This window comes from Geofilum sp. OHC36d9, assembly GCF_052400685.1.
In the GTDB taxonomy this organism is placed as follows: Bacteria; Bacteroidota; Bacteroidia; order Bacteroidales; family Marinilabiliaceae; genus CAZHHH01.
The window spans coordinates 242,124-255,681 of the sequence record NZ_JBQTGJ010000005.1 but is presented as its reverse complement, the minus strand read 5'-3'; the positions used below and the strand labels follow the sequence as shown (position 1 = coordinate 255,681).

Sequence of the window (13,558 nt, the reverse complement as noted above, 5' to 3'; positions counted from 1 at the left end):
GCTATTTGTTAACATGGCAATTCCTTTTTTTTTCATTTTACTTGACTTTTTACGTCAAGCTATTTCAGAATATGACACAACAGCCACCGTCAAAGGTGTGACAAGTAACGGCAAACAGGTAACAGCCGTTGGAAAAATTGTAAAAATCACCGTAATCAATAATTTTTGACACTGCACTTTGTCGCCGACCAACAAATCATATTAAATAATATCGGTGTGATTGTGATTGGTTTGTATTTAAGTGAGTTAACTTGTTGCTTGTTCAGGTAAAAATTTGCTGTTAAACAAATCGACAATATACCGATTGGGCAGTGTCATGACTCAATTTGTATCAGCAAGGAACCTAAAATGCCTGATAAGAAATGTTTAAATTTAAGGCTTGCGAAGTCTTAAAAATGGAAGTTTTCGTTCGTAAATGATTATATTGAAAGTACCAGTGACTATAAGTATGATGTTTTTTATTGGTTTTTCAACTCAATACCCACTTTATCGCCGATTCAACAGTGCTAAAAGGTCTTGAATGATAGCCTTTATCCTCTTTTTTTACTAAAATCGGAATAACAATATCTCTGGGATTTTGAGTGATTATAGCAATTTTTTTATTCCCAAATACATCCAGATGCTTTTTGTAGAAACCCGCTATCGAAATGTGTCTCTCAATTTTTATATTGAAATTTGATTTTCGGTAATCTAAAATGAAGCCCTTAATTTCTTTGGGTATTAAATTATTCTCAAAAGCATATTCCCACGAAGATTCTATGTCTTCAACGCCAATCAATCCATAATAGTATTTGTATAAAATACCTGTTGAACGATCAAATTCATATTTGAATTTTTTATCCATTTAGTAAAGAAATAAACCGAGTAATAAATTTTATGAAATAAGGAAAAGCTTATTTGCGGTAAATCTATTAAAAAATACATGGATCCTTATCATTATTCAGTTTATTATTTAGTGCTTGCATGCAAACACTGGTGCCGGATAGGGAAGTCTCGTATTTGAGGTTAAATCCGAAGAACGGGAATTTGTGGTATAAATGTGTGTTTTGAGTGTAAGCGTAACGTCACGATCGGGTTTATTGGCAGGTTTTTGTTTAGTATCATAATAACGATAAGGGGGGGGACTTTAAATCACCCCCCCCTTATCGCTTCTAAAGTATGTAGTTTGACCTATAAAGTTCAGATTCAGGGTTGGCACGGCTTTCAAAATCTAAATTTATGGTGTAAATAATCATTGTGAAAGCCAGCACAACACCGAAGTTGAACTTTACCGATAAACTTTAACTACTCTTTTATTTCAACTTCGGTGCTGAACGATGGGGCAGGTAGCCCCGCGCTGTTGAACAATGATGCTTCAGCGCCGTTTTTATAGGCGTAGCGAACGTTAACTGGTTCTTTTACTTTTGGGGTTGATACTTCTATGGTTTCATTTACAATTTTTGCAGTGGCTGGGTAGAAGACGCCATCTTTTCCGGCTATTCCAAATTGATTGGGGATCTTAGATTTTAGGACTAAACCATCGTAAACATGTTCGAAAGTAAGTCTGACTTTATTTCCAATCACTTCGTGACCCCGAAGCAGCGGACCTGAAAAAGGGGTCTCTATGCCGTAATCGTTTGCCAAAGCCCATAAAGCCAATCGTTCGCCAACTTCTTGTTTCTTGGCGGGGTGAATATCGTTTACGTTTCCAATATCAAGGGTGACGGCCATTCCTGTGTTGGGGATGTCGAGCATGCGGCGTTGTGCGTCACGAAGGCCTGCCGATGAAATGCCGCTGGGATCTCCGTAATTCCACGGGGCCAGTTGTACATAATAGAAGGGCATGGTCTCATTTTTAAAGCGGTTACGCCAGTTGGTGATCAGCATCGAGGTTAGTCGCATGTACTGACCGGCCCGCCCTACGTTGGCTTCTCCCTGATACCAGATAGTGCCTTTGAGGCTAAATGGGGTGAGTGGCGAAATCATAGCATTGTATAACACGCCAGGTGTTTGTGAGGAGATGACCAAGTCGACTTTAGGCCGTTTGCTGAAACTGTCTTTCTCTGGATCAAAGAGATATAGCTGGTGGGCTATCAATTGGCCCCCGACTTTGTATTTCCATTCGCCGGCCACTGATATTGCGACGCTCGGATCGTCGGTGCGGAAAAGACGCATTGATTTATCGGTGCCCATGAAGCCGCCGCCCCCTTGCAGGTCAAGAACTTTTACTGTCAGTCTGACTTTGCCCGTTGTTACTTCTGCGGCTGGGATGGTGTAAACCCGGTTGGCCTGCCAGAAGCCTTCCTGCTCGTGTGCGCCTATTTCTTTGCCATTTAGGTAGGTGACATCTATATCGTCAATGGCGCCTAACGTCAGCGTTAGTTCTTTACCGGCCCAATCCTGCGGTATCACAATTTCTTTCGCGAACCAAACAGCACCATCAAATTCGCCGATCTCTGTGGCTTCGAAAGACGATGGCAGTTGCATGCTTTTCCAATTGGTGATATCGGTCTCAGTATTGGTGAAATATTGATTGAAGATATCGATTCCCTGGTAGGGCTGTGGATTTTCTTCTGTTGTCTCAAGATTTATGGATTTCATGCCCGATAGCCATTTTTTGTAAGCAGCTTCTTGCGGTGCAATTTGTTTTAATTTTTTAGTAAGATCTTTAAAATCTTTGTCAATGGTTAGCATGTCCGGACTAATCCACGCCTCCATGGGGGTTCCGCCCCAACTGCTGTGAATAATGCCCACCGGTATCTTGAGCTCGGCCTGTAGCTTGCGGGCAAAAAAGAGCGCTGTGGCACTGAATGAACCGGCCGTTTCCGGTGATGATACCACCCATGAACCGGTTACGTCGGTCGCCGGTGACGAGGTGACATTTCGGGCTACTGTAAACATCCGAATGTTGGGATTTGACGCGCCGGCAATTACCTCGGCCGAATGTTCCACTGGGTTGTTGGGCAGCCAACCGGCAAGGGGCATTTCCATGTTCGACTGTCCGGAGGCTAGCCATACTTCGCCCAACATTACATTGTTTATTGTAATGACGGTGTCGCTTCCGCTGACGGTTAGTGTGTAAGGACCTCCTGCCTCGATGGTGGAGAGCGTGGTTTGCCAGCTGCTGTCTGCTTCTACAACAGTGGTGGCTCTGTTACCCCAGTCGCCTGTAACAACTATTTCTGAGTTGGGCTGTCCTTTGCCCCATATTACCGCCTGACTGTTTTGCTGAAGCACCATATTGTCGGAGAAAATTGCTGGGATTTCAAGTGGTGCCTGTGTGGTGCAGCTTACAATAGTTAGTAGTGGCAACACCAATAATGCGATGTTCAATAATCGATTGAAAATTTTCATGTCCTTAAAATTTGATTTTTATTGACTACATGGATTTATTCAAAAATACTGATTTTTCTTTTCGGGATTACTTGCTATAGCTCAATTTAGTTCGTTTTCTGTTTGTGAAAAATGACGGTCTGTTTGTCTGATTTAAGTCCGAAGCCTTTCGAATCGGAAATACAGTGGGGAGTTCAAAGGCACATTGTTATTGTGTTTTATAGGTTCTTTTGATTGTTTCGCATTTAATTTTAGTCGCCTGATGCAACGGCATCCTGGTCAGGGAAAATGTTTTTGTTCATCTTTTCAGGGCGCCTGAAATTGATTCCTGCTTGCTCTTAATCCAGGGTTTGCCCAGCTCTCAAAGTGTGAGTTTACTCCAGTAAATGACCATTTTGAAAGCAATCGTCACGTACAAATGACGTTTTTTGCTGTCATTAATAAGTGTCCCCCCATAAAATCCAGAGTTTGATCTATAAAGTTACAACTATAATTAAGCTAAGATTATCTGTTTGTGCAAAAAATAAAGGCAGGTTAATAATCCTATCATTTTTTGATTCAAAAATGTCAATATCGATAAACTCAGTATCATTATTCGGAAGTCAGTTTTGCAGTGAGATCGAAAAGATAGAACGGTATTGCTGGTGTCCCATACGAAAACGTCGTTACCGACGTTTTTGAAGTGTGGTAAATAAACATTTTACGGACAAGCATATCGCAGAAATTGGATTTTATGGACCACTTTTACTTAGAAAGAGTCTAAATCTATAGACTGTCATCGACTTTGTTGCCCGGGAGTATGTTTTGTTTTTAAATTCTTTATAAATAGCAAATAAATTTCTGTAGTTCATGGTAGTAAGTTTTATCGTCCCGCCTGAAATATCGTCCGAAAACCCTGCTGAACGCACGGCCGGTTGCACACGCATGGTTTATCCCATGCCCAATATTTATGAATTGATTGTTGCCGCAGTGCTCGAAAATGCTGGTTACGACGTTCGTTACATCGATTGTGTAATGGAAAAAAAGCAATGGCGCGACTTTGATCGTTTTTTGTCGAAAGATGATAGTCGTGTGTATCTTTTGTGGACGGTAAATCTTTCCATCGAAACAGATATTGAGGCGGCAAAACTGATACGCAGCAAGCGCCCTGATGCTTTTGTCTTGTTCCTGGGTCCCGGAGCAACCTATTTTACCGATAAGTTTTTGTTGGATGACAAAATGATGGTGGTGAGAGGTGAGCCCGAGGATACTGTGGCTGAATTAATTGAGTGTTTTCATTCGGAGCGTGATGTCGATAATGTGAAGGGCCTTTCTTTTTTAAAGGACGGACAGATATGTCGTAACCCAACCCGACCATTGATTCGTGATCTGGATCGGCTGCCATTCCCGGCGCGTCATTTTATCGAAAAATATCCGTACAGTAATCCCAAACTTAAGGTTCATCCTTACACAACGGTCTTAACATCCCGCAATTGTCCTTATCAGTGTATTTATTGCGTCCCCAGTTCTTTGACCTTTGCGCGTGAAATTGAGTTTAAAGCCGCCAAAGGTCATAAACCCCCGGTGTCCAGTCGCTCGGTTGAAAACGTAGTGGCCGAAATTGATGAATTGGCTTCCAAAGGCTACAAATCTATTGCTTTTATTGACGATAATTTTATTGTCTCGGCTAAACGTTTACGTCCAATTTGTGATGCCATCAAAAAGCATGGTTTATTATGGGGATGTCAGGCCCGCGTGGATGCCATAACCGACGAAATTGCAAGCATATTGGGCGATGCCGGTTGCTGCTTTGTCGATTTGGGCGTGGAGTCGTTTAATGACGAGATCCTCGCATACATAAAAAAGGGAATTACCCGTGATGATATTTTTAGGGGTATTAATTTGTTGAAAAAATATAAGGTTCCTGTAAAACTTAATATCCTGATAGGAACCAGTCCGCTGGAAACCGAACAGACCATTAAAGAGACGCTTAAAGAATCAATGAAATTAGGGGTTAGCCAGGTGATGTTTAACATTGTGGCCCCTTTCCCGGGCACGGAGTTTTATGAATTGGCCCTTAAAAATGACTGGATTGTTGGCGGCCATTACGTCCCTACCGACGTACAACGGCATTCTATCCTGAATTATCCCAATTTATCAACCCAACAAATGACCCGTTTACTTTATCGGAATAATATGTCGTTTTTTCTGCGTCCTTCCTTTATTTGGTTGCATATCAGGAAATTCAGATCATGGCATGACTTTGTGACTGCTTTTAAGGCTTTAAAAATTAAATTGTTTGGCTAATGAAGTTGTCGGTCATTCTTTTAACGTGGAATTCAGCGAATGATGTTAAGCCTTGTCTGGACTCGGTGTTGGAATCAACCGCTCATATTGAATGTGAAGTCATTGTGCTCGATAACAATTCGGAAGACGGCACGCTGGAGTTGCTGAAGCAGTATAAAGACCGGATTTTGTTACTTCGCAATACCGGAAACCAGGGGGTTGCCAGAGGACGAAACAGGGCGCTGCTGAAAGCGTCGGGCGAGTTTATATGGATATTGGACATTGATACGGTCGTGAACAAACCGGCTGTTGACGCCATGCTGTTACATCTCGAAACGGTGCCTGATACCGGAATTTGTGGCTGTAAGCTTAAGTCGTTGCAAGGGGAGGTGCAGGATAGTTGTCGACAGATGCCTTCTCTGCGTTATAAATTTCTGAATATTTCAATTCCATTGCTTGAGCGATGCGGCTGTTTTGCCGCTTTTCGTGAACGGTTGATGCGTTGGAATAACAAACAGTTTTATCACCAACAGATGTTGGGAGGGCAGTTTTTTGAAGTGGGCTATCTTATTGGTGCTTGCCAGATGTTTCACCATTCGGTGTTGAGTGCGGTGGGATACCTGGACGAACATATTTTTTACGGCCCTGAAGATGCCGATTTTTGTCTGCGTATCCGAAATGCCGGATTAAAAGTGATATATCTTCCCCATGTGTCCATTGTGCATCATTATATGCGTATCTCCAACAAGCATCTGTTTAGTCGTATGAGCTTTTTACATTTAAAAGCAATCATCTATTTTTTATGGAAAAACAGGGGGAGCTTATAACTTCCCATGATTCTATCCGGAGTCTGTCCATCAAGTTGGACTTTCTGACCAAACTCTATCCCCGGTTTATTTAAGGTTGCATTCAAACAATTACACGCTTCAGATGGTTAGTTGAACGCAATGAACGATTCAATATTAATGGTTTGAGTAGGAATGTTGATATGGCTGTGGAGTTATCAGTGGTGATAGTAACGCACAACAGTTTGCCTTTTGTGCGGCTTTGTTTGGATACTTTGTTTTGGCAGACCGATGACCGTTTGGAGGTTATTATGGTAGATAATGCCAGCAGCGACCAAACGGTAAGTGTTGTTCGGACGAATTATCCCTTGGTAAAAGTGATTGCCAATGACAAAAATGTGGGATTTGGGACCGCTTGCAATCAAGGTATGCGGGTTGCTTTAGGTCGCTATTACCTCATGCTGAATCCAGATACAGTGGTGCCCGAAGATATTACCCAACGGGTGCTCGCTTTTATGTTGGATCATCCCGATTGCGGCGGAATGGGCGTTTATATGACCGATGGAATGGGGTGTTATTTGCCGGAATCCAAGCGGGGATTGCCAACATTGTTTCGGTCTTTTTGTCGGTTTTCGGGACTGACAGCCTTATGCCCTGCATCCAGGCGATTGGCCGGCTATTACCTGGGACATTTATCCGAATATGAAGTCAGCGAAGTTGAGGTCTTATCAGGCGCCTGTATGGTTTTGAGGGCCGATGCCATTGCGAAATGCGGTGGGTTTGATGAGCGTTTTTTTATGTATGGCGAAGATATTGATTTGTCGTGGCGGCTGAAAAAGGCCGGCTTTAAAATTTTTTATAATCCGTCTATTTCTATTATTCACTTTAAAGGGGAAAGTACCATTAAAGATGATCGCTATGTGAAGCATTTTTTTGGTGCCATGGGCTTGTTTTACCATATTCATTTTAAAAGCTATTGGAATCGGTTGTTGCGTCCGGTTGTGTTTTTTATGACCAGATGTTTGTCGTTGGCGAAGCGATGGCAGCTGGCCTGGCACAACCGAAGATCAGTTGTGAGTGGAGATGATTCTGACAAGGAGTCGGAGGTGATTGCCATAGATGCCTCAGGCGCTTTTATGATGGGTAATGCTGACTTAGGCAGCGATTTTGCATCTGTGGCGTGGCTTGACATGCACTCATTATCGCCCCGGGAGGCATTGCATATTGTTCAGGACAAAGCCTGTGGAAAGTGTAAGGTGGTATGGCTGGATGCACGTCATGAATATGGATTTGAGGTGACTGATGTGGAAAAAAGAACACGGGTTTTTAAGGTCTTGAAGAAGGTGTTATAGAGATGCTTTCATCAGGAATCAATGGGTGCCAATGGTTTGCAAATGACTGATGACGACCGTTGGTTTGTTTATACTTTTTGCATAAGTGCTTATTCTCTTTTATCTTTCCTGCTGTTATATGTAATACAATTGTTGGTATGATAAAAAATGATTTGATATCTCTGAGGGCCGTGGAGTTGGATGATGCAACGCGGTTGTATCAATGGGAAAATGATATGCGGCTATGGCGGGTGAGCAATACTCTCACCCCTTTTAGTCGTTACCAGATGGAGCAATATGTTAAGTCGGCCCAAACTGATATTTATCAAACGGGACAATTGCGGCTCATGATTGATTTGCTCAAGGATAAGGCGGTTTCTGAAACCGTGGGGATTATGGATTTGTTTGATTTTGACGCATACCATCAACGGGCCGGAGTGGGCGTGATGATTCACGAAAACTGGCGTGAGCAGGGCGTCGCTTCGTCGGCCTTGGCGTTACTGATACAATATGCTTTTGGGGTGTTGGGCCTGCATCAGATTTATTGTAATATACAGGCCAGTAATGCAGTGAGTCTCAAATTGTTTACCAGCGCCGGGTTTCAGCTTATTGGGGTGAAGAAGGATTGGGTGCGCACGGGCGATGGTTTTGAGGATGAACTAATGCTTCAATTGATTAAAACGGGGGCGCGTTCAGAGTTTCAAAAGTGGGAATTTCGGAGAGCACCCGGGACTGATGCGTGCGGGGATGAATGAATAAACAATACGTTGACAGACCATTGGTGATGATGATGTGACTTACGCCGAGACGTGTGTTGTAGCGTCCGGCTTGTTGAATGGTGACGTTGCTCAGAGGTACTTCGGGGGCTTTGCATTCGACGATGAGTACAGGTTTTCCCTGTCGGTTGTAAACAACAATGTCGGCCCGCTGGCGCAGTTGGTTGACCAGCACCAGCTTTTCGACGGCGATGAGGGCCTGTGGATAGTTTAAACTGATAAGCAGATGGATGAAATGTTGACGCACCCATTCTTCGGGCGTGAGGGCTACAAATTTTTTGCGGATGACATCGAATACCCGCGGTTTTTTGTTTGTGGTGTCTATGCGTAGTGGTGCTGCCGGAAGATTGAGTGTTTGCATGGTGTTTGTTTGGTGCAAATTTGAAGAAATTTGCTGTAACTGCAAAGTGGTTGCTGAATTGTGAAATGGATGAAGTGCTTGCCGGTTGCGTGAGGGATTGAAGCGGAAACCCCACAGCGTGGTGTTGCCTATATTCTCAAGGCGATGCGCAATTACCTCTGAGTGGCCCACAACCCGTTGACGAAGCGGTTACGAAGCGAGGAGTTGCAGCGTAAAGCCCGACCCGACGAAGGCGGGACACGCCCCATAGCTGTTTTTGAAGGGCGGTTGGTGGCTGTTGTTTTTTATGGCGGGTTGCGTGCGTATTGATTTTGGGGAATGGTTTGTTATTAGAAATAGATAAATTATCTTTCGGGATGCTTATTAAATGTATGTTATGAAAACGAAACAGGAAATAGTGGAAAATTGGTTGCCGCGCTATACAGGACGTGAGCTGACTGATTTTACCGATTATATTTTGTTGACCAATTTCAGCTATTATGTTGAGCTGTTTTCGAAATGGTATAATGCTCCTGTTTTGGGCGAGAATAGTAATATGCCCAATTGTAGTGCCAACGGTATTACCATTATAAATTTTGGGATGGGTAGTCCAAATGCGGCTACGGTAATGGATTTGTTGAGTGCGATAAAGCCGAAGGCGGTGCTTTTTTTGGGTAAATGCGGGGGGCTGAAAAATATTAATAAGCTGGGCGATTTAATTTTGCCTATTGCGGCGATTCGCAGCGATGGTACGTCGGACGATTACCTGCCGGCGGAGGTGCCGGCTTTGCCCGCTTTTAGTTTGCAACGTGCGGTGTCGTCGGCCATACGCGACGAGGGAAGTGATTATTATACAGGAACGGTGTTTACAACCAATAAGCGGGTGTGGGAGTATGACGAACGCTTTAAGAGATACCTTGGTAAGACGCGGGCTATGGCCATTGATATGGAAACGGCGACGATATTCACGGTGGGGTTTGCCAATTCGATACCAACGGGTGCGCTGTTGCTGGTGTCGGATCAGCCGATGATTTCGACGGGCATCAAAACGGCGGATAGTGATAAAAAAGTGACGAAGAATTTTGTGGAGAGTCATATTCGTATTGGGGTGAAGGCGTTGGAAGAAATTATTCATGACGGTAGGTCGGTGAAACACCTGAAGTTTGATAATTGGTGATCTGAACGTTGTAACACCAACAGGCGGTTGTGTTATTTTGACGCAGCATGCCTATGATAATCTGCACAAAGCAATATAATAAATGACATTTGAAGAGATATTGAAACAAGCCTCGGCGGGTCAGCTGGCTCCGATTTATTTTTTGACCGGTGAAGAGCCTTATTTTATTGATAAGCTGGCAACGACCATTCAGAAGCATGCGTTGAAGGATGAGGAGCGTGCTTTTAATGAGGCGGTATTTTACGGTAAGGATGCCGATACCACGGCGGTGATAGAGACGGCACGTCGTTTCCCCATGGGCGCGACGCGTCAACTGGTCGTGTTGCGCGAGGCACAGGAGCTGAACGGCTTCGATCGGTTTGAAAGTTATTTTCGTACCCCGCAACCATCTACGGTATTGGTTATTAGCTATAAATATAAAAAGCTTGATAAGCGGACCAAAGTTTATGCTGCTCTTAAAGCGCAGAAGAAAGCTGTGATATTCGAGGGGAAGCGGCTGTACGATAACCAGGTTGGGGCCTGGATTAACGGTTACCTGAAAGAGCGGGGACTGACCATTGAGCCCAAGGCACTGGTTATGCTGACGGACTATCTCGGCTCGGAACTCGAAAAAGTGGTTCAGTCTGTTGATAAGCTGGTGGTGGCTATGGGGCCGGGGGTTACTAAAATATCGGAGGATCATGTTTACCGAAATGTTGGCGTCAGCAAGGAATATAATGTGTTTGAGCTACAGAAGGCGCTATACACCCGCAATGTTGAAAAAGCCAACCGCATTGTTAAAGTGTTTGGCGCCGATCCTAAAACGTATGCCATGCCGGCCATAACGGCGACTTTGTTTGGCTATTTCAGCAAGTTGCTGACCTATTATTATCTGCCCGATAAAAGCAAGTCAAACGTGGCTTCGCAGTTAAAGATTAATCCGTTTTTTGTGGCCGATTATGAAACGGGTGCCCGCAATTTTAAAGGGGTGAAGGTGGCTGAAATTATTTCGTTGTTGCGCGAGTACGATATGAAAGCTAAAGGGTTTGGAAATGTGAACACGCCACCCGCAGAGTTGTTACAGGAAATGGTGTTTAAAATTTTGCATTAATAATACTTTCAACTGTCTGTTTTATGAAGTGGCAGTGTCTCTAAATTTTTTGTTCTGATGTCGATACATATTATTCTGATTATTGCCATAAGTTTGTTTAGTATCGCGGCGTTTAGCCGTACTGAATTGATGTACCGGTTTCAGCTGAATGCCTGGAGTGTGGTGCACCGCAAACAGTATGTGCGTTTGTTGATGCACGGCTTTTTGCATGTTGACTGGATGCATCTTTTGGTTAACATGTACGTTCTGTATTCGTTTGGCTATGCTGTGATATTTTATTTTCAGCATTATTTGCCGGGGCTGTCTGGTCTTCGTTTTTTGTTGCTGTTTGTTACGGCCATTCCGCTGTCGTCGATGTATAGTGTCTGGAAAAATCGTGATAATCCCAATTACAATGCTGTGGGAGCATCCGGGGCAGTGTCGGCTGTTGTCTTTGCCAGCATTTTTTTCGATCCGTATAATCCGATTTTGTTTTTCTTTGCCATAAAAATACCGGGTATTGTTTTTGGGGTGTTGTATTTAATTTATTCGGCTTATATGGCTCGCAAGCAGGTGGATAATGTTGGCCATGATGCGCACTTCTGGGGCGCAGTTTACGGCCTTTTATTTCCGGTTATTTCCGATCCTTCGTTGTTGAATGTTTTTATTAATAAGTTACTCGTATTTCATTGGTAGAGATGGAGCGTCAACCGACAGCTAAATACCTGGTTTATGACGGGGTGTTGCGTACCACCGAAAGTTTTTTTGTGCGGCCGTCGAATCGGGCCTTTCGTTTTGGCGATGGCTTGTTTGAGACAATTCATTATCACAAAGGGCGTTTGTTGTTTTGGAACGACCATTATCAACGTTTAATAGAGGGGTTGGCTACGCTGCGGTTTTTTATGGGTGGATTTCCAACCAAGGAGCGGCTGGAAGTTCAGATTCTTGATTTGTTGGTTAAAAACCGGGTGTTTAATGATGGCCGGGTGCGAATCACCATTTTTAGGCGCGGTGAGGGTTTGTACACCCCCGATAATTTGAGTGCCTCATGGCTTCTTGAAACAACGGTTCTTAAAGATAAAGGTTACCAATGGCTCGATAAGGGGTTGCATGTCGGGTTGTTTACCGACTTCCCTCGTTTGTTGACACCTGCTTCACCATTTAAAACGCTGGCCTCGCAGGCCAATATTCTGGCAGGCATTTATGCCCGGGAGCAGGTGTTGGACGATGCCCTGGTGGTGAATGGCAATGCCCGTTTTATAGAATCGGTAAGCGCTAATTTGTTTTGGGTGAAAGGGGAACGGCTCTTCACGCCGGTGGTGGCATCGGGGTGTGTGGATGGTATTATGCGGCGACAAATTATTCGGCTGGCTAAGCAGCTAAACATTCAGGTGATGGAAAATCAGGGAGCGACGGCCGATGATCTGATGGCTGCCGACGAAATATTTCTTACCAATGTAATTACCGGCATCAGGTGGGTGGTTGGCTTGCAACAGCGACGCTATTTTACCCGCGTTGCCCGTGAGTTGTATGCGGCGTTGTGTAACGATGTGAGCCGTTAATTGGTGTTTGGCCACAAAGTACTAATTCGTTAGGCTTGCCATAAACGCAGTTATTTACGAAAAGTAAATGCCTCGATTTTTATGACTTCGCACGCCTTGAATTTTAACTTTATAGCCAAACTTCCTTATGCACTTGGATTAATTAAAAGATGGGTTATTCGGAAAATTACTCCATGTTTTATACAGATTTCCAATGTTTTTCAGACTCTCTTTCCAAATGGTGTTGGTGTCGGCGGTCATCAATTGGCAGTCGTCCAACGATGAGACGATCCATGAGTTTTCAGCTATTTCATTTTCCAATTGTCCGGCTGTCCATCCTGAATAGCCGGCAAAGAAACGAACCGAATGGCTGTCGGCTTTGCCTTCGTTAATGAGTTTTTTTATTTCTTCAAAGTCGCCACCCCAATAAATATTCTGGGTTATTTTAATGGCGCCGGGGACTTTTTTTCCCAATGTATGCAGAAAGTGTAAGGTGTTGGAGGAGACCGGTCCGCCAATAAATAGTTCGCCGTTGAAGCTGAACAGATCGTCAATCACTTCGTCGGGATATACATCGGTGGCTTTGTTGAGAATAAAACCTACAGAGCCTTCTTCACTGTGCTCTGTAAGAAGTACTATGGATCTTGCAAAATACGGTCCTTGCAAAAAGGGCTCGGCTATTAATATGCGACCTTTTCCAGGATGAATTTTGGTATGATTGGCTTTGAAAATGTTTAAGTCGATATTTTTCATCTTGTTGCTTTTTCGTTCGTTCCACAATCTCTCTCTCTCGTTATTGAAATTTAAGTTACTAACTTCTATGTGAGAAAACAAAATATTTTTTGCGCAAAAATAAATTTTTATGTTTTCTGCTAATCATATCTCTTTGATGCCAAAGTATTTTAATGATTCTGGAGGTATGGGGGGCCGACTGTTTATTTGCTTTTTGGTTGACGTAATCA

13 protein-coding genes are annotated in these 13,558 nt (G+C 43.6%); 9 read left to right on the top strand and 4 right to left on the bottom strand.

What is annotated here, in order from left to right:
- Nucleotides 1-469: 469 nt before the first annotated feature.
- Together ACT3CD_RS08215 and ACT3CD_RS08210 are read right to left on the bottom strand one after the other, a co-directional pair.
- The gene (locus ACT3CD_RS08215) at nt 470-844 is read right to left on the bottom strand and encodes a hypothetical protein (RefSeq protein WP_444644676.1); all 375 of its coding nucleotides are present in this window, start codon (nt 842-844) and stop codon (nt 470-472) included.
- A 440-nt stretch (nt 845-1,284) separates the two neighbouring features.
- The gene (locus tag ACT3CD_RS08210; protein WP_444644674.1) at nt 1,285-3,333 is read right to left on the bottom strand and encodes a sialate O-acetylesterase; all 2,049 of its coding nucleotides are present in this window, start codon (nt 3,331-3,333) and stop codon (nt 1,285-1,287) included.
- Between the two features lie 828 nt (nt 3,334-4,161).
- On the opposite strand from ACT3CD_RS08210, the gene ACT3CD_RS08205 reads away from it, so the two are divergent.
- From ACT3CD_RS08205 to ACT3CD_RS08190, 4 genes are all read left to right on the top strand, one after another.
- Nucleotides 4,162-5,598, top strand: a complete 1,437-nt coding sequence (locus tag ACT3CD_RS08205; RefSeq protein ID WP_444644672.1) for a B12-binding domain-containing radical SAM protein — start codon at nt 4,162-4,164, stop codon at nt 5,596-5,598.
- Entirely contained in the window at nt 5,598-6,404 is an 807-nt protein-coding gene (locus ACT3CD_RS08200; protein ID WP_444644670.1) for a glycosyltransferase family 2 protein, read from the top strand. Before ACT3CD_RS08205 ends, ACT3CD_RS08200 begins: the two co-directional genes overlap by 1 nt.
- 143 nt (nt 6,405-6,547) lie before the next feature.
- A complete protein-coding gene (locus ACT3CD_RS08195; protein WP_444644669.1) occupies nt 6,548-7,714 on the top strand; it encodes a glycosyltransferase family 2 protein in 1,167 nt (388 codons plus the stop codon).
- A 137-nt stretch (nt 7,715-7,851) separates the two neighbouring features.
- Nucleotides 7,852-8,448: a GNAT family N-acetyltransferase gene (locus ACT3CD_RS08190; RefSeq protein WP_444644667.1), complete on the top strand. Its 597-nt coding sequence runs from the start codon at nt 7,852-7,854 to the stop codon at nt 8,446-8,448.
- Here ACT3CD_RS08190 and ACT3CD_RS08185 read toward each other — a convergent pair.
- The gene (locus ACT3CD_RS08185; protein ID WP_444644665.1) at nt 8,369-8,830 is read right to left on the bottom strand and encodes a type I restriction enzyme HsdR N-terminal domain-containing protein; all 462 of its coding nucleotides are present in this window, start codon (nt 8,828-8,830) and stop codon (nt 8,369-8,371) included. The genes ACT3CD_RS08190 and ACT3CD_RS08185 overlap by 80 nt on opposite strands.
- 162 nt (nt 8,831-8,992) lie before the next feature.
- Between ACT3CD_RS08185 and ACT3CD_RS08180 the strand changes: the two genes are divergently transcribed.
- From ACT3CD_RS08180 to ACT3CD_RS08160, 5 genes are all read left to right on the top strand, one after another.
- Complete coding sequence (locus ACT3CD_RS08180) at nt 8,993-9,139, top strand: hypothetical protein (RefSeq protein WP_444644663.1); 147 nt, start codon at nt 8,993-8,995, stop codon at nt 9,137-9,139.
- A gap of 67 nt (nt 9,140-9,206) precedes the next feature.
- Nucleotides 9,207-9,986 carry an AMP nucleosidase gene (locus ACT3CD_RS08175; protein WP_444644662.1) on the top strand — a complete coding sequence of 260 codons (780 nt, stop codon included), beginning with the start codon at nt 9,207-9,209 and terminating at the stop codon, nt 9,984-9,986.
- Between the two features lie 82 nt (nt 9,987-10,068).
- A complete protein-coding gene (holA, locus tag ACT3CD_RS08170) occupies nt 10,069-11,076 on the top strand; it encodes a DNA polymerase III subunit delta (RefSeq protein ID WP_444644660.1) in 1,008 nt (335 codons plus the stop codon).
- 57 nt (nt 11,077-11,133) lie between these two features.
- Nucleotides 11,134-11,751, top strand: a complete 618-nt coding sequence (locus ACT3CD_RS08165) for a rhomboid family intramembrane serine protease (RefSeq protein ID WP_444644658.1) — start codon at nt 11,134-11,136, stop codon at nt 11,749-11,751.
- A gap of 2 nt (nt 11,752-11,753) precedes the next feature.
- Entirely contained in the window at nt 11,754-12,617 is an 864-nt protein-coding gene (locus tag ACT3CD_RS08160) for an aminotransferase class IV (protein WP_444644656.1), read from the top strand.
- A 138-nt stretch (nt 12,618-12,755) separates the two neighbouring features.
- On the opposite strand, the gene ACT3CD_RS08155 is transcribed toward ACT3CD_RS08160, so the two are convergent.
- The gene (locus ACT3CD_RS08155) at nt 12,756-13,349 is read right to left on the bottom strand and encodes a YqgE/AlgH family protein (RefSeq protein ID WP_444644654.1); all 594 of its coding nucleotides are present in this window, start codon (nt 13,347-13,349) and stop codon (nt 12,756-12,758) included.
- Between the last annotated feature and the right edge of the window lie 209 nt (nt 13,350-13,558).